We start from the raw sequence: 26,081 nt of genomic DNA on the forward strand, positions 1-26,081 counted from the left end.
ATCAACTGAATTACAGATTTTGCAGTGCCAGGTTCAGCTCCAGCACATTCACCACCGGCGGCCCAACCAGCGGCTGTTCGATGTGCTTATCGAGCAATTGCTGCAAGGTCGACACCGGCAGGTTGCGCGCCGCCGCGACACGCGCCAGTTGATAGGCAATTGCTGCCGGTGGCAAGTGCGGATCGAGGCCGCTGGCGGAGGTGGTCAGCAAAGCCAATGGCACCGGCCCCTGCCCAGCGACTTGTTGTTTTTGCGCGTCTTCGATTACGCGGGTCGCCAAGGCCGGATTGCTCGGCGCGAGGTTGCTGGCGCCGCTGGCGACCGTGGCAAAAGCCCCGGCGGACGGCCGTGGGTGGAACCAGTTGTCGCCGCTGAAATCCTGAGCAATCAACGACGAGCCGCGAACTTTGCCGTCGGCGTCGTGGATCAGGCTGCCGTTGGCTTGGTCGGGAAAGGCGACCTGGGCGATGCCGGTGACCGCGAGTGGATAGGCGACGCCGGTGATCAGGGTCATCAGCGCTAACAGGGTCAGGGCCGGGCGTATCATTGTGGACATTTCAAGATCCTCGAATTCGTTGGACAAACTTTTGCCGGGTGTCAGGGAGATCTTTTCCCCCTCACCCCAGCTCTCTCCCCCAAGGGGCGAGGGAGAAAGGGAGCCGATCTTCATGCTGTTCAAGACCTGAGTTCGGCTCGGAATTTCAGGTCGGCGAACCTCGCACAAACACCTCGATCAGTCCCCTCTCCCCCCGGGAGAGGGCTAGGGTGAGGGGCTCTTTTCAGCCTCACACCAGATGCAACGCCGTAAGCAGCATGTCGATCACCTTGATCCCCACGAACGGCACGACAATCCCGCCGACGCCATAGATCAGCAGATTGCGCCGCAGCAACGCCGCCGCACTTGCTGCTTGCACGCGCACGCCGCGCAATGCCAGTGGAATCAGCACAACGATGATCAAAGCGTTGAAGACAATGGCCGAGAGAATCGCGCTCTGCGGACTGCTCAGATGCATGATGTTCAGCACGCCCAGCTGCGGGTAAATCGAGGCGAACAGCGCCGGCAGAATCGCGAAGTATTTGGCGATGTCGTTGGCGATGGAAAAGGTCGTCAGCGCGCCACGGGTCACGAGCAATTCCTTGCCGATCTGCACCACGTCGAGCAGCTTGGTCGGGTCGCTGTCGAGGTCGACCATGTTCGCCGCTTCACGTGCCGCTTGCGTGCCATCGTTCATCGCCATGCCGACGTCGGCCTGAGCCAGCGCCGGGGCATCGTTGGCGCCGTCGCCGCACATGGCAACCAGGCGACCGTCGTTCTGCTCGTGACGAATGCGCGCGAGTTTTTTCTCCGGCGTGGCTTCAGCGAGCACATCATCGACGCCAGCTTCAGCGGCGATCGCAGCAGCGGTCAGCGGGTTGTCGCCGGTGACCATCACCGTGCGAATCCCCAGTTTGCGCAGCTCGGCGAAACGCTCGCGGATGCCTGGTTTGACCACGTCCTTGAGATGGATCGCGCCAAGCAATTTGCCGTCAGCGCAGACCAGCAACGGCGTGCCGCCACTTTGGGCGATCTTGTCGATTTCCCGCGCCAGCGCCGGGGCCAGATCGCTACGCTGTTGACCGAGAAACGCCAGCAGCGAATCCACCGCACCTTTGCGATACACGCGGCCCTGATAATCGACGCCGGACAAGCGGGTTTCCGCGCTGAACGGCACGGCGGTCAGGGTTTCCGGGGCCGGCTCCGGTTGTGGATGCAGGCCACGGAGGAACTCGACGATCGACTTGCCTTCAGCGGTTTCGTCGGCCAGCGAGGCGAACAACGCGCCTTCGGCCAGCTCACGGCCGGTCACTCCCGGCGCGGCATACACCGCGCTGCAACGACGGTTGCCGAAGGTGATGGTGCCGGTCTTGTCGAGCAACAGCACATGCACGTCACCCGCCGCTTCCACCGCGCGGCCGGACTTGGCGATCACATTCAGGCGCACCAGACGATCCATCCCGGCGATACCGATGGCCGACAGCAGACCGCCAATGGTGGTCGGAATCAGCGTGACCAATAACGCCACGAGGAACACCAGCGGCAGGCTGCCGTTGGCGAAATGCGCGAACGGTTGCAGGGTGACGACCACCAGCAGAAAGATCAGGGTCAGGCCGATCAGCAGGATATCCAGCGCGACTTCGTTCGGGGTCTTCTGACGCTTGGCGCCTTCGACCAGGGCGATCATGCGGTCGAGGGTCGATTCACCAGGGTTGGTGGTGATCTTCACCAGCAGCCAGTCGGACACCAGCCGCGTGTTGCCGGTGACGGCGGAACGGTCGCCGCCGGACTCGCGGATCACCGGCGCCGATTCACCGGTAATCGCCGCTTCGTTGACCGCCGCGATGCCTTCGATGACTTCGCCGTCACCGGGGATCATCTCCCCGGCTTCGACTCGCACCACGTCGCCCTTGCGCAGATTGGCAGCCGGCACGATCTTGAAGCTGCCATCGGCTTGGCGGCAACGGGCGCTGAGGCCTTCGCTGCCGGCCTTGAGGCTGTCGGCGCGAGCCTTGCCACGACCTTCGGCCAAGGCTTCGGCGAAGTTGGCGAACAGCACGGTGAACCACAGCCACAGAGCGATTTGCGCGGCGACGAAGGTCGGCACGTCGGCATCCGGAAGGAAGCACAGCACGGTGGTGAAAATCGCCGTCAGTTCGACCACCAGCATCACTGGCGAACGCGCCAGTTGCCGTGGGTCGAGCTTGACGAAGGCTTGCACCAGCGCCGGACGCCACAGGGCCGAGATCGCGGTTTTGGCTTGTTCCGGCGCTTTGACGGCGGCGGGTTTGATTGCAGGCATATTCATGATGGATTCCTTAGAAGCCCATACTTAAATGTTCGGCGACAGGACCGAGCGCCAGCGTCGGCAAGAACGTCAGGCCGCCCACCAGCAGAATGGTCACGGTCAACAGGGTCACGAACAGCGGGCCGTGAGTCGGGAAGCTGTTCTGGCCGACCGGTGCGCTTTTCTTCATCGCCAGGCTACCGGCCAGTGCCAGCACCGGCAGGATGTAGCCAAAGCGGCCAATCAACATGCCCAGGCCGAGCATCAGGTTGTGGAACGGCGTGTTCGCGCCCAGGCCACCAAATGCCGAACCGTTGTTGGCGCTCGCCGAGGTGTAGGCATAGAGCAACTGACTGAAACCGTGCGCGCCGGGGTTGCTGATGGTTGCCGCAGCGCTGGGAACCGTGGCGGCAATCGCGCCGAGCACCAGCACGCCGACGGGCATCACCAGCAGCGTCACCACCAGCAATTGCACCTCACGCGCTTGCAGCTTCTTGCCGAGGTATTCCGGCGTACGACCGATCATCAGACCGGCGAGGAACACCGCGATCAGCACGTTGAGCAACATGCCGTAGAGCCCGGCGCCGACACCGCCGAAGATCACTTCGCCGACCATCATGTTGACCAGCGCGACCATGCCGCTGAGCGGGTTGAGGCTGTCGTGCATGCCGTTGACCGAGCCGTTCGACGCGGCCGTGGTAGTCACCGACCACAGCACCGTCGCGGTAGTACCGAAGCGTGCTTCCTTGCCTTCCAGCGGCGCGGTCTGCTCGACGGCGGCATTGTTCAGGGTCGGATTCGGCTGATACTCAGCCCACAGCGAGGTCGCACCGCCGATCAGGAACAGCGCCAGCATGCAGGCGATGATCGCGCGGCTCTGGCGCAGATCCTTGACGTAATGGCCGAAGGTGAACACCAGCGCCACCGGGATCAGGATGATCGAAGCGACTTCGAACAGGTTGCTCCACGCGGTCGGGTTCTCGAACGGGTGCGCCGAGTTGACCCCGAAGAAACCACCACCGTTGGTGCCCAGCTGCTTGATCGCAATCTGGCTGGCGGCCGGGCCGAGCGGGATCACCTGATCGACGCCTTGCAGGGTCACGGCATTTACATACTGGGCGAAGGTTTGCGGCACGCCCTGCCAGACCAGATACAGCGCCAGCAGCAGGCACAGCGGCAGCAGGCCATAGAGGGTGGCGCGGGTCATGTCGACCCAGAAGTTGCCGAGGGTCTGCGCCGACTTACGGCCGATGCCACGGCACAGCGCGACCAGCACGGCCAGGCCGGTGGCGGCGCTGACGAAGTTCTGCACGGTGAGACCGACCATCTGGCTCAGGTAGCTGAGGGTCGCTTCACCGCTGTAGGACTGCCAGTTGGTGTTGGTCATGAAACTGACCGCGGTGTTGAACGCCTGGGTCCATTCCTGGCCCGGCAGGTTTTGCGGGTTCAGCGGCAGGTGATCCTGGAACAGCAGAATCGCAAACAGCAGCAGAAAACCGGCAAGGTTGAACGCCAGCAGCGCCAGCGTGTACTTCTGCCAGCTCTGCTCCGCCTGCGCATCGACCCCGGCAAGACGATAGCAACCGCGCTCGACCGGGCCGAGAATCGGCGTCAGCCAGGTGCGCTGGCCCTCCATCACCTTGTAATAGAAGCGCCCAAGGAACGGCGCCGGCAGCAGGACCAGCGCAAAAAACCCGAGGATCAGCCAATAGTCATAACTGTGCATAGCCGCTCCTAGTTCCGGTCCGCGCGCAACAGCGCAACCAACAGATAAATGAACAGCCCCACTGCCAACAGCAGTGACACCCCGTCCAGAACGCTCATGGAAGATCTCCGTGTAACGGCGTATTGCCGTGTGTGCAGCGATTGTCGGGAAGGAGGCTGTAAAGGAACGAGAGCGAGGCGCGGCGTGGGTCATAAAGAAAGCGTAAAGAGTGGGTTTATGCGGGCTTTACAGCAGGTTTTTGCAGCGTCAGGTCGGACCTCATCGCGGGCAAGCCCGACTCCTACAGCTTCCATGCCGGAATCAAACTCTGCGGACGACGCAAAAACCTGTGGGAGCGGGCTTGCCCGCGAAGGCGGCATAACAGACTCCGCTGCTCCCAACTGGCGCACAAAAAACGCCCATCCAGCTGCGAACATCCCCGCTGCGACAGCTTTGAACTCATTACGACTTGTTTCACGGTGATGGCACGCCCACTGCACACGCCCTCCCCCGAGCTTTCCAACCATTGCGGGAGCAAGCGCATGAACACACAACTCAAACCCACGCTGGGCACGCTGCACCTGTGGGGCATTGCCGTAGGGCTGGTGATTTCCGGGGAATATTTCGGCTGGAGTTACGGCTGGGGCGTGGCCGGTACGCTGGGTTTTCTGGTGACTTCATTCATGGTCGCGACCATGTACACCTGCTTCATCTTCAGTTTCACCGAACTGACCACCGCGATTCCCCATGCTGGCGGGCCATTTGCCTACAGCCGTCGCGCGTTTGGCGAAAAAGGTGGATTGATCGCCGGACTGGCCACGCTGATCGAATTCGTCTTCGCCCCGCCAGCGATTGCCTTGGCGATTGGCGCGTATCTCAATGTGCAATTTCCGGCGCTCGACCCGAAACACGCAGCGGTCGGCGCGTACATCGTGTTCATGGGCCTGAACATTCTCGGGGTGAAACTGGCCGCGACGTTCGAGCTGATCGTCTGCGTGCTGGCGGTGGCTGAGTTGCTGGTGTTCATGGGCGTGGTCGCGCCGGCGTTCAGCTTCAGCAACTTCGCACTGAATGGTTGGGCCGGTTCCGACGTCTTCGGCGCGCCGGCAATTGCCGGGATGTTCGCGGCGATTCCCTTCGCGATCTGGTTCTTCCTCGCCATCGAAGGCGCCGCCATGGCCGCCGAAGAAGCCAAGGACCCGAAACGCACGATCCCGAAAGCCTACATCAGCGGCATCCTGACCTTGGTGCTGCTGGCAATGGGCGTGATGTTCTTCGCGGGCGGCGTCGGCGACTGGCGCACCTTGTCCAACATCAACGACCCACTGCCGCAAGCGATGAAAACCGTGGTCGGTGACAACTCCGGCTGGCTGCACATGCTGGTGTGGATCGGCCTGTTCGGCCTGGTCGCCAGTTTCCACGGCATCATCCTCGGCTACTCACGCCAATTCTTCGCCCTCGCCCGCGCCGGTTACCTGCCGGCCTCGCTGGCGAAACTGTCGCGCTTCCAGACGCCGCACCGGGCGATCATTACCGGCGGCATCATCGGCATTGCCGCGATCTACAGCGACGGCCTGATCAACCTCGGCGGCATGACTCTCACCGCCGCGATGATCACCATGGCCGTATTCGGCGCCATCGTGATGTACATCATGAGCATGCTCAGCCTGTTCAAACTGCGTAAGTCGGAGCCGAATCTTGAGCGTACTTTCCGTGCACCATGCTATCCGCTGGTTCCACTGATCGCGCTGGTGCTGGCGGTGGTTTGCCTGGTGGCGATGGCGTGGTTCAACACGTTGATCGGGCTGATTTTCCTCGGCTTCATGGCGGTGGGGTTCTGCTACTTCATGCTCACCGGACAACTGCGCGCCGATGCGCCGGCGGATGCCATGTTGACCGGTCTGTAACACGGTTCGGGTGTGCCGGGCATAAGCGGCCTAGAATGGAACCACTGCGAAGTCGTTTCGCTCAAAGGTGGTATGCAGCATCGCACGGCGAAGTCCTCGCCCGTCGAGCTGCCATTAAGGAGAGCCGTTATGCCCTGGTATGCCTGGTTGATTCTGGTCGTTGCGATCGGCTCGATTGTCGGCGGATTGATGATGTTGCGCGACACCGCCAACAAGGTCGAACTGACCGATGAAGAACGCAAGCGCGTCGCACAGCGCAATGCCGAAGCGGATGCCAAGGATGCACAAGACCGCTGATACCAACCCCGCCGCAATGGCGGGGTTTGTTTTTTCAGCACGATCGGACTTACCCGCAGGCTGTTTAGATTTTAGAAGTACAGTCACCATTTAATCTTCCGTGGTTAAGATGGCAGCATCGTCGCGGAGAGCTCCACATGCGTTACTCGCCAGATCACAAAGCCCAGACCCATCAACGCATCATCAAGGAAGCTTCCGCCCGATTTCGCAAGGACGGTATCGGCGCCACCGGCCTGCAGCCTTTGATGAAAGCCCTGGGCTTGACCCATGGCGGCTTCTACTCGCACTTCAGATCCAAGGAAGAACTGGTCGAAAAAGCCCTGCAAGAGGCCGGCGAGCAAGTCGCGGGCCTGTGCGAAGAAATCTTCGCGCAGGAAAACCCGCTGCAAGTCTTTATCGATACCTACCTGTCGGAGTGGCATCAGACCTCGCCCCACGAAGGCTGCCCGCTGCTGACCATTTCCTCGGAACTGGGCCTGCGCGGCCAGCCAAGCCCCACCAGTGACGAAGTCCTCAATGCTCGCCTCGAACAAATTCAGGCCACGCTCGATGGCGAGAACAGCGCCGATCGCAGCATTGTCATCATGGCGACCCTGGCCGGTGCTCTTCTGCTGTCACGCAGCGTCGCGGATGCCGACTTCGCCCAGCGCATCCTCGACGTCACCCGCGAGCATCTCAAGCAATCGAGCGATTAACCTTCCCAGCGCTTGAACAACACGCTCGCATTGACCCCGCCAAAACCGAAGCCGTTGGACAATGCATATTCGATCGCCATCGACCGCGCCTCGCCATGGACAATGTCCACCCCTTGGCTCGCTGGATCCGGGTTTTCAAAGTTGAGCGTTGGTGGCACCACCTGATCACGAATCGCCAGCAGCGTGAAAATCGCCTCCAGCCCACCGGCCGCACCGAGCAAATGACCGGTGGCGGATTTGGTCGAAGTCACGGCGATCTTGTTCTGCGTGCCAAACAACGCCTTGATCGCCGCCAACTCGCCCAAATCACCGACCGGTGTTGAAGTGGCATGAGCGTTGAGATGCTGCACCTGCTCCGGCGTCACACCGCCCTGAGCCAGTGCCAATTGCATCGCCCGGCGTGCGCCGCTGCCGTCTTCCGGACCGGCGGTCAGGTGATAGGCGTCGGCGGTGGTGCCGTAACCGACCAGTTCGGCCAGCGGCTTCGCACCGCGTGCAAGCGCATGCTCCAGCGACTCGATGACCAATAGACCGGCGCCCTCGCCCATCACGAAACCATCGCGCCCACTGTCGAAGGGACGCGAAGCTTTTTCAGGGGTGTCGTTATAGCCGCTGGACAGCGCCCGCGCGGCAGCGAAACCGGCCAGGCTGACGCGATCGATCGACGCCTCCGCACCGCCACATACAGCGATGTCCGCCTCTCCCGCCCTGATCAACCGCGCGGCATCACCGATCGCCTGCACCCCGGCGGCACAGGCGGTAACCGGTGCGCCCAACGGTCCTTTGAGGCCATGCTGGATCGACACATGACCCGCCGCGAGATTTACCAGAAACGATGGAATGGTGAACGGCGACAACCGCCGAGGGCCACGGCTGTCGGTGGTACGCACCGCATCGGCAATCGCACCGAAACCACCGACGCCCGAGCCGATGATTGTCGCAGTGCGCTCCTGGCTTTCGGCGTCGGCTGGATGCCAACCGGCCTGCTCCAGCGCCTGCCGAGCCGCTTCCATGGCGAACATGATGAAGCGATCCATCTTCTTCTGTTCCTTGGGCGGCGTCGCACGATCCGGATCAAACCCGGCCTCGGCATCCTCCTCCACCGTCGGCACACTCCCGCCGACCCGCGTCGGCAGATCAGCCACGACTGCATCTGGCAAGTTGCGCAACCCGGAACGACCGGCCAGCAAACGCTGCCAGACGATTTCAACATCACTGCCCAAGGGTGAAACCAGGCCCATGCCCGTGACGACGACTCGACGTTGGTTCATACCGTGGTTACCCCTTATCAATTCAAAATTCGACGTGCATCGGTGTGCTGCGATTCGACTGCTGGATCAGTCCCGATGGAAATTATTATAGGCATAATCAAGGTGTAATATGATACCCGTAATTTTCAGCGTTCAGGCATCCACCCGATCAGCGCTCAATAAAAAGGCCGGTCAATGACCGGCCTCTCGGCGTTGAACTGTCAGCTTAGTTCACTTCCAGCTTTTCACGATTGCGATCCAGAATCGCCTTGCCAATCCCCTTCACTTCCAGCAACTCATCCACCGACGCGAACGGCCCGTTTGTATCCCGATACGCAACAATTGCCTGCGCCTTGGCCTCACCCACACCCGCCAACTCCTTCTGCAACGTTGCCGCATCCGCGCCGTTGAGATCGACCTTCGCGCTTGCCGAGGGCGCTGCCGCATCCATCAGCAAAGGCGCCTTTGTTGTCTCGGTGGGCGCTACAGGCGCAGCAATCGCAGCGATCGAGGCGCTGGTGAGGAAAGCAAAAATCAGCGAGTAGAAATAACCGGTACGCATAAGTGACGCTCCATCATCGTTTTAGAAAGCAGCTTTTCCCAAGCTGCTCTCTAAACGTAGGTCATGATGGAGCTAAGTCAAAAATGCGAGCGTTACAGGATGTGAAACAATCAGGGCTCGAGACGACGTTGCTGGTAGATCCAGTCGACGATTTCGCCATGCGGTGAATAACCACATACGGTCTCGCGCAAGAGCTGACGGACGCGCGCATAATCATCGAGCTCGACAGCAGCCAGCAGCTCGCTCAAGCGGCTTTTCAAGACTTCCCAGGGCAGATGATCTTCACTCGCACGCATGATCATTGGATGGTCGGTCGCCGAGACATTTTCGCCAATGAGCAGTTCTTCATAAAGCTTTTCACCTGGACGCAGACCGGTGAACTCAATCGCAATATCTCCCTGCGGATTACGCTCGGAGCGCACACTCAAGCCCGACAGATGAATCATTTTTTCAGCTAATTCGACAATTTTCACCGGATCGCCCATGTCCAGCACAAAAACATCGCCTCCATGGCCCATGGAGCCGGCTTGAATCACTAACTGGGCTGCTTCGGGAATTGTCATGAAATAGCGGGTAATTTTGGGATGAGTTACCGTCAGTGGCCCACCCGATTTGATCTGCTTGTGAAAAACCGGAATGACCGACCCGGAGGATCCCAGGACGTTACCAAAGCGGACCATGGTGAACCGGGTTTTGTTGACATGGGCGACATTAGCTTTTTCATTGAACAACACCGGGGCGAGTTCATTACTCAGTGCTTGCAACGTCAATTCGGCCAGACGTTTCGTGCTACCCATGATATTGGTAGGGCGTACTGCTTTGTCTGTGGAAATCAATACGAAGTTGGCTACCCCGGACTTGAGCGCGGCCTGAGCAGTATTTAGCGTACCTATCACATTGTTGAGAACACCTTCAGCAATATTGTGCTCTACCATAGGCACGTGCTTATAAGCCGCAGCGTGATAGACGGTATCCACATGCCACGTCTTCATGACATCGAGCAGCTTCTCGTGATGGCGTATTGAACCTAAAATCGGCAACAGTCGCACATTCACGGACTCGCGGAGTGCACGTTGCTCCAGTTCAGTAAGAATGCTGTAGAGGTTAAACTCACTGTGTTCAAAAAGTAAGAGTGTGGTCGGTCCCAACGAAAATATCTGCCGGCATAGCTCCGATCCGATTGACCCTCCTGCACCTGTCACCATGACTGTTTTGCCTTTGATGCATCGTTCAAGCAAATCAGGCTGGGCGGGGACAGCGTCGCGTCCGAGCAGGTCGGCAATGTCAACTTCCTGGATATCTTCGACTTTTACCCGACCACTGGCCAGATCAGTGAAGTTAGGCACACTTCTGACATGCAGCGGGTAGCGTTCCAGGAGATTCAGTATCTCCCTGCGCCGGGCGCGCGTGGAAGACGGCAGTGCCAGGAGGATCTCCTGGGCACCTGTCACATCGATCATTTGCTGTATGTTTTTCGGCTTGTAGACATGCAAGCCGGAAATGGACCGATCTGCAATACTGGAGTCGTCATCGATAAAAGCGACAGGTCGCATCACGCGCCCCATACGCAAAGCTGCCACCAATTGATTACCAGCTACACCAGCACCGTACACTGCCACTTTCGTCAGTCCGTCATCCCGGTTCGTAAAGGGCACGTGCTGTGCAGCATTGAACCAGTCGCCCATGAAATACTGGCGCATGCACAGACGCAAGCCACCGATGATGACGAGGCTTAGCCACCAGTAGTTGAAGATAATGGAACGGGGAACGACGGCTTCATGATTGCTGTACCAGTAAACGACCAAGGCAAGAATCAACGCTGACAAGCTGACCGCTTTGATAATCGCGACTAGCGCGTCATTGCCAAAGTAGCGCATTACCGCACGGTACATGCCGAAGCGGATGAACAATGGGATCGCCACGACCGGGGCACACGCGAACAGCCAGATATGAACTTTGAAAGGATTGATCATTTCATCAATCCCCAGACGCACGATAAAAGCCATCCACAAGGCTACCCAGACGAGAACGACGTCGGTCAGCACCTGGATCAACCGTTTCTGCCGGCGCGGCAATGTCAGCAGAAACATACGTACTTTATCCATATACCCTTGTCCCAAGTCTCCCGCTCCCTTGCATGCGACAGTAGCGCGCATTGTACGTAGGTAGGGATCGGCGTCACAGAGATATTATGACAAGAGGTCGTTCAAAGCCTCATTTCCTGGCAGCACAGGCAAACGAAATGAACACGCGCTCACCGCGTCGTTTTTTTCAGCACGGCTTCGAAATGATCGATCAACTGAGACACCCGGCCAAAAAGACCAAAATGGTCAAGAAAGAGAGCGCGTCCTCGCGTGCCCATTTCTGCCAGGCGGTTCCGATCCGTGCGATATAGAGTCAATACCGCTTCAGCCAACTCGTCTGCATTCTGTGCCGCACAACTCAATCCAGCGCCCGCTTCTACTACCATTGCCGCCGTTTGCCCGTTGCAACTGGCAATGATCGGCTTCCCCGCTGCCAGATAACTCTGAAACTTGCTGGGAATCGTGAGCGCAAATATCGGATCAGCACTCAGCGTCAGTAACAGGACTGAAGAAGCCGCGTAAACATTTGGCATTTCTTCGGAAGAAACGCGTCCGGGCAATTCGATATTTTCCAGCTGCTCATCCTGAATCATCTGGGTAACGGATTGCTCCATACTCCCGCTGCCCACGAGAAAGAAGCGGATTTTTTTGTAATTGCGCAAAATCTTGGCTGCACCCACGATCGTGTCGCAAGACTGTGCAATACCGATATTGCCGGCAAAGACCACAGAAAAATGCTCGACAAGTGGACTACAGTCGAACGATTGAACCCCTTCGCCAGCCACGGATTCCGGTGCAGAATTAGGAAAAAACTTTACCTTGGACCAATTACGGCAAAGCCGTTGCACCGAATCACGGAAACCTTGCGATTGAATCAGAATCGAGTCGGAATAGCGGTAGATATACCGAACAACCCATTCAACGCACCTGAGGGCCTTGCTGTTAGTGATAAACCCGGTGGCCTTAAGGGATTCTGGCCAGATATCCTGCACCCACAATACCATTCTCGCGCGTTTGATCCAGGAGACAAAAATTGCAGGCAATGCCTGCAGCAAAGGCGATGGAGCGTAGACGAACACAATATCGAATTGCCTTCCACGCAGCACCCAAGGGGCCAATAAATAGCCTGAAAGAATAAAGGACAAATAGTTGAGGATGAGTCCTTTCGCTGAGTTTTTCCCGCGCGGATACAAGGGTAACCGAATGACTTCGACTCCGTTGAAGTCGTCGATCTGAGTTCCCAAGGCTCGATACCCATGAAAAATTTCACCGTCAGGGTAATTCGGCTTGCCCGTTAACACCGTAACGTCGGCGCCCTGTCGGACGAGTTCTGCGACCACTTCATTTATATGGAAGTTTTCAGGCCAGAAGTATTGCGTCCAAAGCAAAACCTTCATCGCAATACTTCCCTCAAAAACACTTCGGGGCCATTCATCGGTTGTACAACCTGTTCGATCCCCATGAAGCGACTCACAGCTCGGGCTATCGAAGTTTGCGATCTCGGATCAAAGGTTTCAACTGGTTCGACTACATCCCTCACGTAATCCAGTTCCGCAGCGACAATCGGCAGGTGGCGCGACTGCGCCTCGATTAGTGGCAGCCCGAGGGACTCAGTCAACGAGGGGTAAATCAACGCGTTGGATTGATCGTACAACGCAGCGACCTGTTGCGGACTGACGTGACCAAAATTTGAAATATTCAGGCCCCAGGTTTGCTTGAGCTCTTCGATCCGGTCCGCGATTGGCGAACTAAAAGGTACCGTTAACGCCAGTTCAGGCCGTAACCCTTGCTGCGCAAGAAGACACCATGCGGCCAGTAATTTCTGGTGATTTTTATGTGGTTCTGCGCTTGCAACGTAGATGAAATCAAAACGTTTATCTGCCACGACTGCTCGTCGCTCATTGAACTGCGCAATCACAAAAGGACAGACGACCACAGGTGTCAAATCCCCAAGGAATGCCCGCGCTTGTTCTGCCATTGACGGCGTCTGTACCACGAATTTTTGTACTCGATGCGCGAAAGCCTTGAGCATTGAGCGCTCGACCCACAAACGCAATCTTGTCTTCAGAGGGTATGTTTTCAGGCTCGCTGGTGAAAGTAGTATCCGGTTTTGAAGAAAAACCGTGACTTCACCCCTCAACGGCAACAAAGGGACGAGACCGTGGAAACACAACACGACATCCTTAGCTTCTACTTGCCGCCGCAACCGTAATTCGGCTGACAGCCTGGAAAAAAAAGTCGGATGCACCCAATAGGTACTCGCGGATACAGGGGTCAACCAGGCTTGCGCGCGTATATCCAGCTGTTCGACGGCCACATTGAGTTCGGGGAGAGCGTAGAGTGCCCTCAGTAAACTCAAGCCTCCCCCGACATGGACATTCGGCGCATGCAAAAAAAGCTTCTTGGAAGTATTCAAAAAAACTAACGGCCTCTATGAAACGGCAGCAAATGCCCGATGACACGTCGAACAGTCTGCCTTCTCTGTGGAGAAAGCGCAGCGCGGGCATACCGCCTGATGCTACGCGCGCACACAGCCAGTAACTGAGATCCAAGCACATGATAGAAGGAAACACCATACCGACGAGCAAGAGCGACACTGTAAGCTGCCGCATCATTGAAACCTCGTTGCCAGAGACCGGAAGCCAGCCGTAAATAATTGGAACCTACTTCCGCAGGTGAGCTACCCGGGACCTCCGACGGGCTCATTGACTTCACGAACTCCAGGTATAAATCGCCAGCTTCAGCAAACGCGAGGTCAGCGAATCGGTGGGTATCCTGATTACCATGACTGCGCGCAAACAGGAGAAGTTCAGGAATATGGACGAATCGATGGGTGCCCGCCATACGGAACCAGAGTTCATAGTCCTGCGTTGTTCTAAGCCCTTCATGAAATGATCCAGCCACTTCGAATGCGCTGCGCGGAATCAACAGACTGCAGCCATGCAGAGCGCTTTGGGCAGTAATCCAGTAACGGAAATATTCCGGTTGCACGGTTGGCATGGTAACCGGCACCGCTTTGCCGACATCCTTACCAGTGAAAATAGAGTAGTCAGAGTAGACAATGGTGTGTTCTGGTTGAGACGACAGAAAGTCAATCTGTCTGGAGATCTTGTCTTTGGCGTAAAGATCATCATGGCTTAACCAGGAGAAATACTCTCCCGACATTTCCTGAACTGCCAAATTCAAGGCAGAGGCAACGCCCCCGTTACTCTTCGTATAATAACGGATCGCATTACCGAAAGAGCGCACTATTCTGTCGGTGGCTCCATCATCATTACTTCCATCATTGACAACAATAAGTTCGATATCGCGATAGGTCTGCTCGAGAACGCTAGTGATCGCTTGGGCAAGGAACTCAGCCCCGTTATAAACGGGAATAACAACGGTGACGCGGGGTTTGAACTCGGCCACTACTGAATCAGCACCATCGCAAAAACTCATTTCAATCCCCGCCATTGAATCGTTTCATCAAACACCAGCCCACCCCCGTCAAATTGAGGTATCTGCCTTTTCTCGGTGCCGGGCCGTGCTATAAAATAATGAAACAATCATACCGGGAATATTAACGATCAACATTCCCACACGAAAACTGAAATAGATTGTGGCAAAGGGCGCAGTGCGTGCTGCAAGCTCAACGCACACTTTCGAGAAGACTGACTCCCCCACGCCTACTCCACCCGGAGTAATCGGTATAACCGAAAAGAGGTTGCCGAAAATACCTGCAATGGCAGTGACCTGCGGATTGGCCGCATAAGAAAAAATGGAGGCAATAGTCACCATTCCGATAATTACAATGCCGGTCGCCAATACCGAGACCGCCCAACAGATCAGCAACGTGGGCCATGCACGCAGGTACATCAACAGGGTAACGCCAAATGGGTGCAAGTAGTGACGAATCTTGACTGGCAAGTAATCGATAAACGAAAACCGCAAGGCTAAATAGATGCCAACCAATGCGAGAATTATTGCGCCGACCAGCACAAAAGCCAACGTCTGAATCAATCCCACATATTCGTAGATACTTGCGTCGGGAGAAATCGCCATCGGCAGAAAAAAAGACACCAGGACTGCGACGGAAATCAATCCGATCATCGCAAACACCCTGTCCGCCACGATTGATAACAACGCCGTCGACCGACCGTTCTTCAACAGTCGAAAAACCTGAACCCCGCGCACAGCATCGCCGCCAGCAGCGCCGGGTAGCCAGGTCGAGAAGAAACTGCCGATCAATTGCAGATTGAGCACGGTACCCAAGGGAATGTTGTTGTCCGTTGCGCGTAGCAGCAGCCACCAGCGAAACCCGCTGATGACGATGCCGAGGAAAAGACAAACCAACGCTGGGACGAATAAATCGAGTTTTTCGAACACGATCAAGATCGAGCGAAAATCAAGCTGCCCGCTATTCAATAAAACCATCACCAGTATCACTGCCAGCGTCAGCTTGATCAGCAGGAAAACATGGCTCTTCTTAACTGCACGAAGCATTTTGATCAACCTTGGTTATATTTCCGAGATCTGGTTTTTCCATCGAAATTGCAAGCTGAAAACTCACAATCAACTGGCCTTGACCAACCACGAATCAATTTTTGCATTCATACGTTTCCGGCAGATGCAGAGATACAGCAGAAGCATGATCATCAGAACCGAAGCCCCCAGGGCCCAAGGCAGAGATTTGGGGCGATAAGTCATCTTTATCTTAAAATCACCCGCTGGTACGACCACTCCACGAAACACATTATCAACTTTGACAATAGGCACCTTTTTTCCATTCAGCTTGGCAGACCAATTGGAGTGCCATGTATCAGACAGAACGATCAAAGACTCTTTATCCGTGCTGCCAGATAATTTCACGCGGGCATTATGGTAGGAGTCGATGGATACCGGAACAACGTGCTTGGCGTAGTCTGCAGGTAACACTAGATTATTCTTTTCGGCCAGCCCATCGGTACTGATGGCGAAAGCACGCGGCAGGACGTCCATGTTCTCCATTACTCTTGTTTCCAAGCTCTGGTAAACCTCTTTGAAGCCGCGAGATTTCAGATCAGCTTCGTAAGCGGTGTACGTCAAAGGCAAGAGCACATATTTGACACCGAGAAAATTCATCGCTTGCCAGTTGATGATGTTCTTTTCCGGCGTGTCCTGAATCAGGATTAGTGAAGGAAAGGAGCCAAGCGGCGTGGTGGGGTGATAACCAAGCCGTTGGCGGCCTTCCAGGTTTATCACTGAGTAGAAAAAATCTCTGAACTCGGGCAGACCGCCCTGGTTCATAGTGCTCACTTCCTGAATCTGAAATGCCGAACCCAGCTCTGGATAGAGTCCGCGCTGACCAAAATTCAATGTCCGAGATACGCCAATGTTCTGTTTAACGAATTGAAGCGCTGGAGGCAGGTTAGCGAAAAGATCATTCCGTTGGAAACGAATCATTTTCCCCATCAGCATCAGTTCAATAAACATCAGCATAACAACACCTGTGCACACTCCGCGCAAGGCTGCACCACTGCCAATATATTTCGAGAACAGCAATAACGAAAGCATCAAGGCACTTGCCAACGCCAACAAGGTTAATGCCGATATTTTATATTCCAAATGCGGTTCTTGCAGTCCAAAAGCGGAATAGCACCACATCAACGTGCCCACGCCGAGCGTAAGCAACGCCAACCAAGGTAATATACGAGCGTTGCGCTCTTGCAGATTGTGAATCCCGAAACCTATCATGAAGGTCAGGAAAAACATGATAACCGGCCACCAGTACTGGCTGCCGATATTACCGATGATCGGAAGTTGTGCGAATAACAGTTGAATCCAGACTGGATCGAAAAGGCGTACGAGCACCAAAGCGGTAACGCCCAGGCTGATACCTATCAGCCACCTGAATTGGCCGAGGCGCTTGGACAATACACAACTGGCCAGCGCAATAGCGATAACCCCACTGTGAAACACCGTATTACCGGTAAACGAGCCGCTATTGTTGAACATGGCTGCACTCGGTTCAGCACCATTATATGATTCAAACAAATGCGACGACGAAAAAAAGGACGGAATAGCGTTGGGGAAACTCAAGGGCCAAAAATGCCGTTTCGAATAGTCGTCCAATGTTCCCAGACTTTTCAAATTTTCCAGAAATGGAAAGTAAAGCGGCGCTAACAGTACAAACGATGAGATCAGTGCCAGCCCTAGCAAAGACATCGCTATCAGTCCAGTTCTCATGGAGTACTGTTTGGTTGTGACGCAGTTCAGCATATAGCCGATCGTGATGCATCCAATGACGATCAAAGATGTGATTGTAGTCGGCATGAATGTGCAGGTGAAAAATAGCGCGAAAGCAAGCACGGCCACGCTCCAGCGCGCCACCGAGATTTTCGACACAAACAGTAATGCGCCGTACAAACACAACGGAACATACAAGTAGCTTTGGGTGACATTAGATCCCAAATTTGCCGTTATATAACCATTCAATAGATAGAATGTGCTTGAAGCAAACGCTGCCACAGCAGAAAGCCCAAATACTTCCCTGACGATGCGGTAAATAAAAAAAACGCCAAAAAATAGTCCGATCAGAATGACGATATTGTAAGTAAGGGAACCGCCTCCCAAGAACGCATTAGCCAAAGTCATTGCAGAAAATTTCTGATCGACGAGCGCTTCTGGTCCCAAGGCACCTGCTGTTGAATATGGATTCCAATAGGGGCTATCACCATCACGGACGCTGTTGGTCATGAACTGGATCATAGGTTCGGACTGATAAGTCGCCCCTCCGTTGTCGTTATACCCAGCCCACCAACCAGTTGTATTTGGAATCGGATAAAACGGTTTTAGAGGAACGCCCGTGAAGGCCGCAGTAATTTGATCAGTCAGTCGCAGACTGGCACCTTTGAATATCACGTCTGGAAATGCGGCCACCAGTAACATCAGTGCCACGAAGTAAGCTTCCGCCACTTTACGACTTATTTTGAATCGATCTTTTACGACAGCAAAAAAATTAGACACGGGGCATCCACATTCTTCAATATCTAAGGGGTATCAGAACCAGTAAATCAATTTTGTTTTGTGCAGGAAGGCGCGGATCAAGCAATAGCCAAAGCCCAAGCCTTCCTTTCTGAAGATAAACTTGGAAACCCCGCGCTCACGCACGCCCTGTGCCCCTGCGATGTACTTGACTTCGCCGCCCATAAGAATTGACTTGAAGGTGATCTCTGGGCTGATGCTGAACCGGTTTTGACTCAGCCCTACACCCAATGTCTCTCTTCTGCGGAACATTTTAAATGCGTATGTCGAATCAGGAATGTACTGCCCCAACGCAATTCGAACACCAATGCGGAAGAAAAACTGGAAGAATTTGTACTTGAAAGGAATCGTTCCATCATCGCCCGCCTGGATGTATCGAGAGCATTGGGCCAGAATCGCGCCCTTTTCCATCTCGTTGTAAAGTGCAGGAATCAGATGAATCGGATCAACGGCATCGGCGGAAACAAAAATACAATAGCGCCCGATGCCATGAGCTGCTCCGAAGCGCACGACCGCCCCGTAACCGCGTCGGTGCAGAGAACGGCTGATCACACGAACCGGTAATTGGTCCCGATTGGCCTCTCCCCAGGCCATAGCGAGACTGTACGTCTCATCATCACTTTTATCATCTACAACAATGACTTCGGTAGTGAACGGCTGGTTGGAAACCGCAACTTTCACACTGTCGAGAATACCGACAATATTTTCCGCTTCATTTAGACACGGGATAACGATAGTCAGATCGATAGGATCTTCAACCGAAGACGCTAGCGAACCGGAAACCTCAGGAACAGAGTGGAAGGATTCATTTATGGTCATTTTTACTCTCTCAAACGGGCTACTTTAACAGTGTGCTTATCAGAATTAGGTTTTAACCTACCAGTTTTGCCGAATACGGTATCACACGGGTCAGAGCTGCCAGCAGAAGACACACTGCAAACGTGCTCAGGGAAAGACTGAAAATGGCGGTGAAAGTAGACATCGACGCCAGATTCAAGGTGAACCCGAACATGCCCGCCTTGATCAAATCGATCACCAATAAATGCATGAAGTAGACAGGGAACACGATACTGGAAAGAAATGCCACGGGTCGTAGCAAAATCGGAGTAACGCGTATTTTACTTATCATATGAAAAGCGGCACACGCAGCGATCAATACGTTAGGACTGAAGTACAGAAATGCTGTTTCATCTGGTACAGCTGACAGCGAATTGAATCTCCAGCTAAGCAGGAATGTCGCCAGAGTCGCCAGACAGAACACCAACGCGCTACCCCAGATGGGCAATCTGGTGAGGACATCCGAGCGAATGATGTAGAACCCTAACAGGAAGTAACCTGGCCAATTCAAAAAGCTGGTTAGCGTAAGGTGCGTGACGATATTGGCCGGGAAGTAGATCGTTACCGCGTTGACGGCGAACCAGACGCCAAAAAAATATGCCGCAAGGCGCTTGCTCGCCAAAAGAGCCACCGAGATCGGTTGCAGAATGGGCAGAAGGATATACACGCCTATTGTCATGTATACAAACCACAAGTGATACATCACCGGACCTTGCCAAGATTGAGCAAGGGCGTTCGGAATATCCATTGGCTTACCGGTCCAGTAGTTGATCCAGAATACGTGCAGCACGCTCCAGAACGCCAACGGAATCGCCACTTTCAGGATTCGCGACACGATTCCCCCAAGCCCTTTGGACATGTCACGCCCAAGCAATAATGCCCCGGATAGCATCGCAAACAGAGGCACCGATACTCTGGCAATCGAGTCCAGGCCATTGGCGACCAAAAAGCTGTTCAGCTCTATATTTCTGAAGTCATAAAATATAGGCGCCGAGATATGGATGAGGAGTACTCCAAACATCGCGATCAATCGACAAGCATCGGCCCAGGCTAAGCGTCCCGGATCTTTTTGTAGTGTCATGGTATGCATCAAGCCTTGGTGGTAAGGATAATTTTATCCAGCGGCGCGCCGACGATTACGCCGTCGATACTGGTAGCGACCACTTTGAAAAGTACAGCGTCGTGCATCCAGTGCAATTGCACGTGTTCATGCAAAGTGCCGTTGGCAACAGCCGCTACGATTGAATAATCGCCGACAGCCAATATCGGCAATTTGAAATGAAAGGCTGCATCGACTCGTTTGCCGGCAGTAACTCTGACCGGCGTATTTTTGTAGGAATGATAAGTGTTTCCACCGATCAGTGGCTGACCCAGTCGATCCTTGATGATAAAGCCGATGATTGGCATATCAACATCGTGGTTAGCCCTGGCGGAAACTTTTACCACTACTTCATCGCCGCCTTCACAGACAGTCAATGGTCGTCCATTGGCGTTGGTGAAACTGACGTTGAGAATTTCTGCCCCACCCGTGCCAAATGTAGATGACTGCGGGTTGAAGCCAAAACCTTCGATCTCCTGAGCTCCCTTGGAAATCGAACCGTCATCCTGCATGACGATGCGTTGCTCGATGATTTCGGCGTCAGGCTCCTCATCGACCATATCATCTGCTTCTTCGGCGTCCTGTTCAATAGCAGCCGCCTCGACCGCAGCCGCAGCACCGTCCGCACCGGTGTGCTGCATATACAGTTGGGCGAAATATTTTTCGCATACATCTTTTGCACTGCCTGCGTCGCGGACAACGCCACCTTCCAGCCAGATTGCGTGATCACAAAAAGCCGTGACTGCAGCGAGGTCGTGGCTAACGAAGAGGATCGTCCCCCTCTCCTGGAACTGACGAAGGAAACGCATGCACTTCTGTGCGAAGAACGCATCGCCCACCGACAAGGCTTCATCGATAATCAGAATATCCGCATCAACATGCGCAATGACCGAAAACGCCAAGCGCGCCTGCATACCACTGGAATATGCCTTCACCGGCTGATCAATGAAATCGCCAAGTTCCGAGAAATCGACAATTTTCTGAAACCGCTCTTCAATACAGGTTTTTTTCAATTCAAACAGGCTGGCGTACAAATATATGTTTTCGCGACCACTGAACTCCGGATTGAAGCCCGAACCAAGCTCCAGCACCGCCGCGACCTTACCGTTGATCTTTACTGACCCGCTTGTAGGCGTCAGAGTGCCTGTCAACAACTGCAGGAGGGTACTTTTCCCTGCACCGTTGCGACCAATCACGCCGACTGACTGCCCTTTCAAAACTTCAAAACTGACATTCTTGAGAGCCAGAAAATCTCTATAGTAATTTCGCTTCCAGCCGAGAAAAATTTGTTTCAACCGATCATGAGGCGCATCGTAAATGTGATAAGCCTTTTCCAGACCGACGACTTCGATGACTGGCTGCGGCTTCGCTTCTGTTGTCATATCCATACTCATAAAACGTCCGCAAAGCCGTGTCTTACCGACCTGAAAAACCGAAGGCCAAGCCAGCACACGAACAAACTTACGCAGGAATAAATCAGCAACCCTTGAAAATCAGGAATTGAACCATTGATCATCACCATCCTTGCTTGTTCGACGATGAACGACAGCGGATTGAGCATAATCAAATGACTGGCCCATTGCGGCAATTTGTCAAGCGGATACAAAACCGGAGAGAAAAACATCAATGCCTGAGTAATCACGATCGTCAGCTGTGCAATATCCCTTAGAAAAACGCCTAACGCGCTAAGAAACCATGTGAGACCCAAGAGGCAAAGCACCAGAGGAGCGATCACTAACGGCAGGAAGACGATCGTCCATTTCATTTCACCGTTGACGAACAGCGCGATGGCGGCCCACGCAACAACGCTCAGACACAGTTGGAACGCCGCCGAGCCAATCGGTACCCAAACAAGAAGCTCAACCGGGAAAACCACTTTTTTTACGAAATTGGGATTCGTGGTTATCAAATTTGGCGCACGGTTGACGCATTCGGCAAAGAACTGGAAAACGATGAGACCGGGGAACAACATCAGTGCAAAGCCGGTTATGCCTTCTACGCCGGGCCAGCGCGAAGGCAGGAAATAACCGAACACGACCGCGTACATTGCCAGCGTCAGCAATGGAGTGATCAGAGGCCAGAGGACGCCTAAAAGCGCCCCTTTGAATCGCATATCAACATCACGCTTGATCAGTTGTTTGATCAGATCGAAATGCCTGACATGAGCAATGATAATAGATTGACTCAACTGGAAAGCCCCAATGATGCCTTAGTGTGTGTCCCCAAGAACGCCAGAAACGACTCTTTCATTCGCTCCAGAGTAAAGTCCCTCAGGAAGCACGCGTGGCCGTTGGCAGCGAAACGGCCATACGCCTCGGTGTCTTTCACTGCCCTCTCCAACTGACTGACGATCGCTGCAGTGTCCAGCGATTCGCAGAGAAAGCCAGCTTCATTGTCCTTGATATACTTCGCCGGCGATGCGTAACCAGGCGCATGACAGAAAACCGGGCGTCCCGAGGCAAAGTAAGTAACCAGTTTCGATGGAAAACTGTTACTGGATTCTTCGTGATATTCACCGGAAAACCAGTAAGGCATGTAGAGAAGATCGGATTCGGACAACAGCCGAATCGTATCGTCCTGACTCTGCCAGCCCAGATACTCGAAGTTTGAAGGGCTCTGTGTGAACACTTTGAAAGCGCCGCCCATCACACGCACGCGAATGCGTTTGCCGGCAATTTTCCAGTTGCATGAATTCAACGCGTGTTGCAGACACTCCCATTCGGTTTGAGCATAGAACTGTCCCGCCATCGCAATAATGAACTCATCACCATCATGCATATTTGTCGCAGGTGGCAACGCCAGCTCACGTGGTAGCCCGGCAATCACCGGGGCGTTAGTCACCCGGTACTTGTTCGTATAGTTCTCCGACATTGCCCACGATGCGGTAGCACATGAAGCGCTGCTCTTGATGACCTGGTCGAACTCTTTAAGCAAGCGACGACGGGTAAATCCATCAATCAGATTCGCCTGCAACCACCATCCGAACGGGTCCCATACCTGAGTCAACAGGGGCACATTCAGTGCACCGGTGACCTGACGAGCCAAGCGCACCATCGTCTGGCCTTGCAGCACGACCCATACTGCATCCACCTTCTGCTCTGTCGCAAACTTGACGATCTGAGGCAGCAGTTCACGCTGAACACGATTGGCCTGTACTAGCTCAAATGGAAATGCCGATAGAACCCCGGCTTTTCTAGGCAGAACGCGCACTGCCGCTTCTCTTGGTTTTTTCAAAAGAAGTTTCGGAACTGCGTCCAGCTCTGCGGGAATTTCCGGATTCAGCGCCGGATTAACAACAGCACAGATCGCAATCTGATCCTTGGGCAAAAAGCCGACCAACCGATCCAGCACCAAACCTGCCGTGAAATTTCGGCAGGGTGGGATATCTGTCAAAAGCATTACTTTCATTTAGCAGCAACCGTTTTATATATCTCCGCCAGTCGCTGTGCGTACAAGTCATCGCCATAGTGTTTTTCGGCAATCTCTCGTCCTTTGCGACCGCGTTCTTCACGTTCGGCCGGATTATCGATCAGGTTTTGCAACGCCCGATACAGCCCTTCACCATCGTACATCGGCACCGAGACGCCCACTTCGGGAGCGAAAGTGACCTCTGGCAAAGACGTTCCCTCGAAAACGATCACCGGCTTGCCGCAAGCGAGTGCCTCAATCGCCATCACACCAAATGCCTCTACAATCGAAGGCATCAGGAAGATATCGGAAGCAACAAATGCATCGCGAGCAAGTTCCTCATCGTTGGTCCAACCGAGTTCAACGAGTTGAAAACGGTCAGCAAACTGCTCAACCAGTCCTTTGCTGTTGAGCGTCAGCAAACATACCGGCTGCTTGGCACTGATCTTCTCAAGTGCCTGAATGATGTAGGGCAAGCCCTTGAATTGATTGTCAACAGCTCGGAAACAAATGACCAACGCGTCGTCAGGAATACCGAAACGTTTGCGAGCATCCGGCGACGCGTCTGGATTGAAGAAATCAAGGTCCAGGCCAAACGGTACCTGGTGGATATCCACATCCTCGAATAGAGGAGAAGCCTCGACCATATCGCGCATCCACTTGGACGCCACGATCACATCAAACTTCGATTTGTTGTAAGCACGCTTTTTGTATTTGAATAAAAATCGGGTGGTATCCATTAACAATGGAAAGTGAATATCCAGATCTGGGCATTTGCCGCAGCCAGTCATCCAGCGTTTGCATTCGAATGGATACACACAATGTCCAGTCATGGCCCACGGGTCATGTAGCGTCCACACTGTGGGCTTTCTTCGGGTAATCTCGGGCAAGTCTGACAGGCTCATGTAGCCCGAGTGAATAATATGCAAATGCAGGACATCCGCTTCTTCGAAGGCGGGCATCTTCATCATTTCGCGGGCATGCGGATACAACACGGATTGCATCGAAGTCAGCCGCTCAACGCGATTGATAATCCGGTTGATCTTTCTGGTGTTTTTCCCTTCGAATGTCAGGACCTCGGGGTTTTGCGTATCTTTTTCCCAAATGAGGTGACGGGACTCGACATCATATTTTTTCAGAAGCGGCGTAATGGAAAGACCATTGAATCGACGACCTGGAGACTCGTAGCCATTTACTTGCAAGACTTTCATTTAAACAGAGCCCGGATTGAGCGGCTTATTTTTCCGCATAAATTATTATTAATCTCCTTATCCAAGGCGTTGAGTAGCTCTTCGCGTTTGGACAATTCAGCATCTCTGCTTGCCAGCAGCGATTCACGAGCAACTAATTCGGACTCTTTTGCAGAGAACTCACTACACTTAGCCTCGAACTCGCTAGCTCTACCGTCCAGCTCGTGCGCATAGGCGTCGAGAGCAGCCGCTCTCGAGTCGAATTCGGAACGCGAAAAAGCAAAACCATCAAGCCTGGCAAATTCGTCAGCAAACGCCTTGATGCGCTCGTTGTGCTTGCGCGTTTCCAGAAGCATCGCCTCGGATTTCTCATGCGCAGCCTTGCTCAGAATAACTTCCCGACTTTCAGTTGCACCCAACTCGATGAACAGTTCCGTAGTACGCTGGCAAGCGGCTAAACCGCACTTCAAATAGCTGGCATTAATATCACGACCAACTACTTTTTCACTGAGCAGTGGGAAATTATCATGAAGCCAATCGAGATGCGCAACCCGACTCGCAATGATGTCGTTTGAATAAACATCATTAAAATGATTTGCGACTTTATTGATATTTTTTATTGCATAGAAACCGCCATATGGAGGATCTATATCCTGACCAAGGTAGTCCTGCAAATGCAAGTGCTTGCAGCCAATGATGTCCCAACCAGGAAACTCTTCCGGGTACCAGCCTGACTTGTGGTCCTGCCACTCTCCACCATGAAGATTCCAGCCGTCGACGGCTCCGGCGTGGACCTCCTGCGGCATGAATCCAAGCGGAGTAAAAATAATTACCTGCTGACGCGCAACTCGTTCACATTCCAATAGAACCTGTGCGCCGACTTCCTTCTCCATATGCTCAATCACGTCGATTAGAAAAATCGAATCGATTGAACGATCTGGCATCCCGGCCAACGCTTGTATCGCATCAAGAGGGATGATGACCGAGCTCGAATCCTTAAGATTTTCTTTCAGCAATTCCACATATTCAGGATGCGGCTCTACGCAGATCAACTGTTCAGGCGTTATATATTGCTGAGGCCGGATACCACAGCCAATGTCCAATACAGTCGACACAGGTCTGATGAAACTGGCGGCCTTGCTGTGTAGCTCTTCGCGGTCGCACCAGACAACGCCTTCATCGATAATCGTATTCACGTAACTTTACCCTTTAGCATCAAC

22 protein-coding genes are annotated in these 26,081 nt (G+C 54.1%); 3 read left to right on the plus strand and 19 right to left on the minus strand.

Going from position 1 to position 26,081, the window contains the following annotated elements; translation table 11 throughout:
- Positions 1–10: 10 nt before the first annotated feature.
- The 4 genes from kdpC to kdpF all read right to left on the minus strand — a co-directional run bounded on the left by kdpC (position 11) and on the right by kdpF (position 4,646).
- Complete coding sequence (kdpC, locus tag OK411_RS20045; RefSeq protein ID WP_024013851.1) at positions 11–556, minus strand: potassium-transporting ATPase subunit KdpC; 546 nt, start codon at positions 554–556, stop codon at positions 11–13.
- A 229-nt stretch (positions 557–785) separates the two neighbouring features.
- A complete protein-coding gene (kdpB, locus tag OK411_RS20050; RefSeq protein WP_122611496.1) occupies positions 786–2,843 on the minus strand; it encodes a potassium-transporting ATPase subunit KdpB in 2,058 nt (685 codons plus the stop codon).
- 10 nt (positions 2,844–2,853) lie between these two features.
- Positions 2,854–4,548, minus strand: coding sequence for a potassium-transporting ATPase subunit KdpA (gene kdpA, locus OK411_RS20055; RefSeq protein WP_024013853.1), 1,695 nt, complete (start codon positions 4,546–4,548; stop codon positions 2,854–2,856).
- Positions 4,549–4,556: 8 nt separating this feature from the next.
- Entirely contained in the window at positions 4,557–4,646 is a 90-nt protein-coding gene (gene kdpF / locus OK411_RS20060) for a K(+)-transporting ATPase subunit F (RefSeq protein WP_007899818.1), read from the minus strand.
- A gap of 423 nt (positions 4,647–5,069) precedes the next feature.
- On the opposite strand from kdpF, the gene eat reads away from it, so the two are divergent.
- The 3 genes from eat (at position 5,070) to OK411_RS20075 (ending at position 7,426) form a co-directional block, all read left to right on the plus strand.
- The gene (gene eat / locus OK411_RS20065; RefSeq protein ID WP_217878629.1) at positions 5,070–6,434 is read left to right on the plus strand and encodes an ethanolamine permease; all 1,365 of its coding nucleotides are present in this window, start codon (positions 5,070–5,072) and stop codon (positions 6,432–6,434) included.
- Positions 6,435–6,563: 129 nt separating this feature from the next.
- Positions 6,564–6,731 (plus strand): DUF2897 family protein, encoded by a 168-nt coding sequence (locus OK411_RS20070; RefSeq protein ID WP_016770901.1) that lies wholly within the window; start codon positions 6,564–6,566, stop codon positions 6,729–6,731.
- Between the two features lie 137 nt (positions 6,732–6,868).
- Entirely contained in the window at positions 6,869–7,426 is a 558-nt protein-coding gene (locus tag OK411_RS20075) for a TetR/AcrR family transcriptional regulator (RefSeq protein ID WP_024013854.1), read from the plus strand.
- On the opposite strand, the gene fabF is transcribed toward OK411_RS20075, so the two are convergent.
- From fabF to OK411_RS20150, 15 genes are all read right to left on the minus strand, one after another.
- Positions 7,423–8,697 (minus strand): beta-ketoacyl-ACP synthase II, encoded by a 1,275-nt coding sequence (gene fabF, locus OK411_RS20080; protein WP_038860441.1) that lies wholly within the window; start codon positions 8,695–8,697, stop codon positions 7,423–7,425. The two genes, OK411_RS20075 and fabF, sit on opposite strands and share 4 nt — an antisense overlap.
- A gap of 205 nt (positions 8,698–8,902) precedes the next feature.
- Positions 8,903–9,238, minus strand: coding sequence for a ComEA family DNA-binding protein (locus OK411_RS20085; RefSeq protein ID WP_056788395.1), 336 nt, complete (start codon positions 9,236–9,238; stop codon positions 8,903–8,905).
- A 110-nt stretch (positions 9,239–9,348) separates the two neighbouring features.
- On the minus strand, positions 9,349–11,343 hold the full coding sequence (locus OK411_RS20090; RefSeq protein ID WP_136492979.1) for a polysaccharide biosynthesis protein: 1,995 nt from the start codon (positions 11,341–11,343) through the stop codon (positions 9,349–9,351).
- A 149-nt stretch (positions 11,344–11,492) separates the two neighbouring features.
- Positions 11,493–12,719 (minus strand): glycosyltransferase family 4 protein, encoded by a 1,227-nt coding sequence (locus OK411_RS20095; RefSeq protein WP_136492978.1) that lies wholly within the window; start codon positions 12,717–12,719, stop codon positions 11,493–11,495.
- The gene (locus OK411_RS20100) at positions 12,716–13,738 is read right to left on the minus strand and encodes a glycosyltransferase (protein ID WP_136492977.1); all 1,023 of its coding nucleotides are present in this window, start codon (positions 13,736–13,738) and stop codon (positions 12,716–12,718) included. The genes OK411_RS20095 and OK411_RS20100 overlap by 4 nt, the downstream gene beginning before the upstream one ends.
- 5 nt (positions 13,739–13,743) lie before the next feature.
- A complete protein-coding gene (locus OK411_RS20105; RefSeq protein WP_264365590.1) occupies positions 13,744–14,778 on the minus strand; it encodes a glycosyltransferase in 1,035 nt (344 codons plus the stop codon).
- A 33-nt stretch (positions 14,779–14,811) separates the two neighbouring features.
- Positions 14,812–15,807 carry a lysylphosphatidylglycerol synthase transmembrane domain-containing protein gene (locus OK411_RS20110; RefSeq protein ID WP_136492975.1) on the minus strand — a complete coding sequence of 332 codons (996 nt, stop codon included), beginning with the start codon at positions 15,805–15,807 and terminating at the stop codon, positions 14,812–14,814.
- Positions 15,808–15,876: 69 nt separating this feature from the next.
- Entirely contained in the window at positions 15,877–18,309 is a 2,433-nt protein-coding gene (locus OK411_RS20115) for a YfhO family protein (protein ID WP_264365591.1), read from the minus strand.
- A gap of 33 nt (positions 18,310–18,342) precedes the next feature.
- Entirely contained in the window at positions 18,343–19,146 is an 804-nt protein-coding gene (locus OK411_RS20120; RefSeq protein WP_136492973.1) for a glycosyltransferase family 2 protein, read from the minus strand.
- Positions 19,147–19,198: 52 nt separating this feature from the next.
- Positions 19,199–20,245: an acyltransferase gene (locus tag OK411_RS20125; RefSeq protein WP_264365592.1), complete on the minus strand. Its 1,047-nt coding sequence runs from the start codon at positions 20,243–20,245 to the stop codon at positions 19,199–19,201.
- An 8-nt stretch (positions 20,246–20,253) separates the two neighbouring features.
- Positions 20,254–21,657, minus strand: a complete 1,404-nt coding sequence (locus OK411_RS20130; protein WP_217878633.1) for an ABC transporter ATP-binding protein — start codon at positions 21,655–21,657, stop codon at positions 20,254–20,256.
- The gene (locus tag OK411_RS20135) at positions 21,654–22,451 is read right to left on the minus strand and encodes an ABC transporter permease (protein ID WP_217878634.1); all 798 of its coding nucleotides are present in this window, start codon (positions 22,449–22,451) and stop codon (positions 21,654–21,656) included. The genes OK411_RS20130 and OK411_RS20135 overlap by 4 nt, the downstream gene beginning before the upstream one ends.
- Positions 22,448–23,671 carry a glycosyltransferase gene (locus OK411_RS20140; protein WP_136492971.1) on the minus strand — a complete coding sequence of 408 codons (1,224 nt, stop codon included), beginning with the start codon at positions 23,669–23,671 and terminating at the stop codon, positions 22,448–22,450. The genes OK411_RS20135 and OK411_RS20140 overlap by 4 nt, the downstream gene beginning before the upstream one ends.
- Complete coding sequence (locus tag OK411_RS20145; RefSeq protein WP_136492970.1) at positions 23,668–24,882, minus strand: glycosyltransferase family 4 protein; 1,215 nt, start codon at positions 24,880–24,882, stop codon at positions 23,668–23,670. The genes OK411_RS20140 and OK411_RS20145 overlap by 4 nt, the downstream gene beginning before the upstream one ends.
- The gene (locus OK411_RS20150; protein ID WP_136492969.1) at positions 24,879–26,057 is read right to left on the minus strand and encodes a methyltransferase domain-containing protein; all 1,179 of its coding nucleotides are present in this window, start codon (positions 26,055–26,057) and stop codon (positions 24,879–24,881) included. Before OK411_RS20150 ends, OK411_RS20145 begins: the two co-directional genes overlap by 4 nt.
- Positions 26,058–26,081 lie beyond the last annotated feature (24 nt).

It is taken from the genome of Pseudomonas sp. RG1 (assembly GCF_025910115.1).
In the GTDB taxonomy this organism is placed as follows: Bacteria; Pseudomonadota; Gammaproteobacteria; order Pseudomonadales; family Pseudomonadaceae; genus Aquipseudomonas; species Aquipseudomonas atacamensis.

Bases quoted from the DNA above. Each gene is read 5' to 3' on its own strand.
- eat (WP_217878629.1), top strand. From the start codon at position 5,070: ATGAACACACAACTCAAACCCACGCTGGGCACGCTGCACCTGTGGGGC.
- OK411_RS20105 (WP_264365590.1), bottom strand. From the start codon at position 14,778: ATGGCGGGGATTGAAATGAGTTTTTGCGATGGTGCTGATTCAGTAGTG.
- OK411_RS20070 (WP_016770901.1), top strand. From the start codon at position 6,564: ATGCCCTGGTATGCCTGGTTGATTCTGGTCGTTGCGATCGGCTCGATT.
- OK411_RS20085 (WP_056788395.1), bottom strand. From the start codon at position 9,238: ATGCGTACCGGTTATTTCTACTCGCTGATTTTTGCTTTCCTCACCAGC.
- OK411_RS20130 (WP_217878633.1), bottom strand. From the start codon at position 21,657: ATGAGTATGGATATGACAACAGAAGCGAAGCCGCAGCCAGTCATCGAA.
- kdpF (WP_007899818.1), bottom strand. From the start codon at position 4,646: ATGAGCGTTCTGGACGGGGTGTCACTGCTGTTGGCAGTGGGGCTGTTC.
- OK411_RS20090 (WP_136492979.1), bottom strand. From the start codon at position 11,343: ATGGATAAAGTACGTATGTTTCTGCTGACATTGCCGCGCCGGCAGAAA.
- fabF (WP_038860441.1), bottom strand. From the start codon at position 8,697: ATGAACCAACGTCGAGTCGTCGTCACGGGCATGGGCCTGGTTTCACCC.
- OK411_RS20110 (WP_136492975.1), bottom strand. From the start codon at position 15,807: ATGCTTCGTGCAGTTAAGAAGAGCCATGTTTTCCTGCTGATCAAGCTG.
- kdpA (WP_024013853.1), bottom strand. From the start codon at position 4,548: ATGCACAGTTATGACTATTGGCTGATCCTCGGGTTTTTTGCGCTGGTC.
- OK411_RS20120 (WP_136492973.1), bottom strand. From the start codon at position 19,146: ATGACCATAAATGAATCCTTCCACTCTGTTCCTGAGGTTTCCGGTTCG.
- kdpC (WP_024013851.1), bottom strand. From the start codon at position 556: ATGTCCACAATGATACGCCCGGCCCTGACCCTGTTAGCGCTGATGACC.
- OK411_RS20125 (WP_264365592.1), bottom strand. From the start codon at position 20,245: ATGACACTACAAAAAGATCCGGGACGCTTAGCCTGGGCCGATGCTTGT.
- OK411_RS20095 (WP_136492978.1), bottom strand. From the start codon at position 12,719: ATGAAGGTTTTGCTTTGGACGCAATACTTCTGGCCTGAAAACTTCCAT.
- OK411_RS20075 (WP_024013854.1), top strand. From the start codon at position 6,869: ATGCGTTACTCGCCAGATCACAAAGCCCAGACCCATCAACGCATCATC.
- OK411_RS20140 (WP_136492971.1), bottom strand. From the start codon at position 23,671: ATGAAAGTAATGCTTTTGACAGATATCCCACCCTGCCGAAATTTCACG.
- kdpB (WP_122611496.1), bottom strand. From the start codon at position 2,843: ATGAATATGCCTGCAATCAAACCCGCCGCCGTCAAAGCGCCGGAACAA.
- OK411_RS20145 (WP_136492970.1), bottom strand. From the start codon at position 24,882: ATGAAAGTCTTGCAAGTAAATGGCTACGAGTCTCCAGGTCGTCGATTC.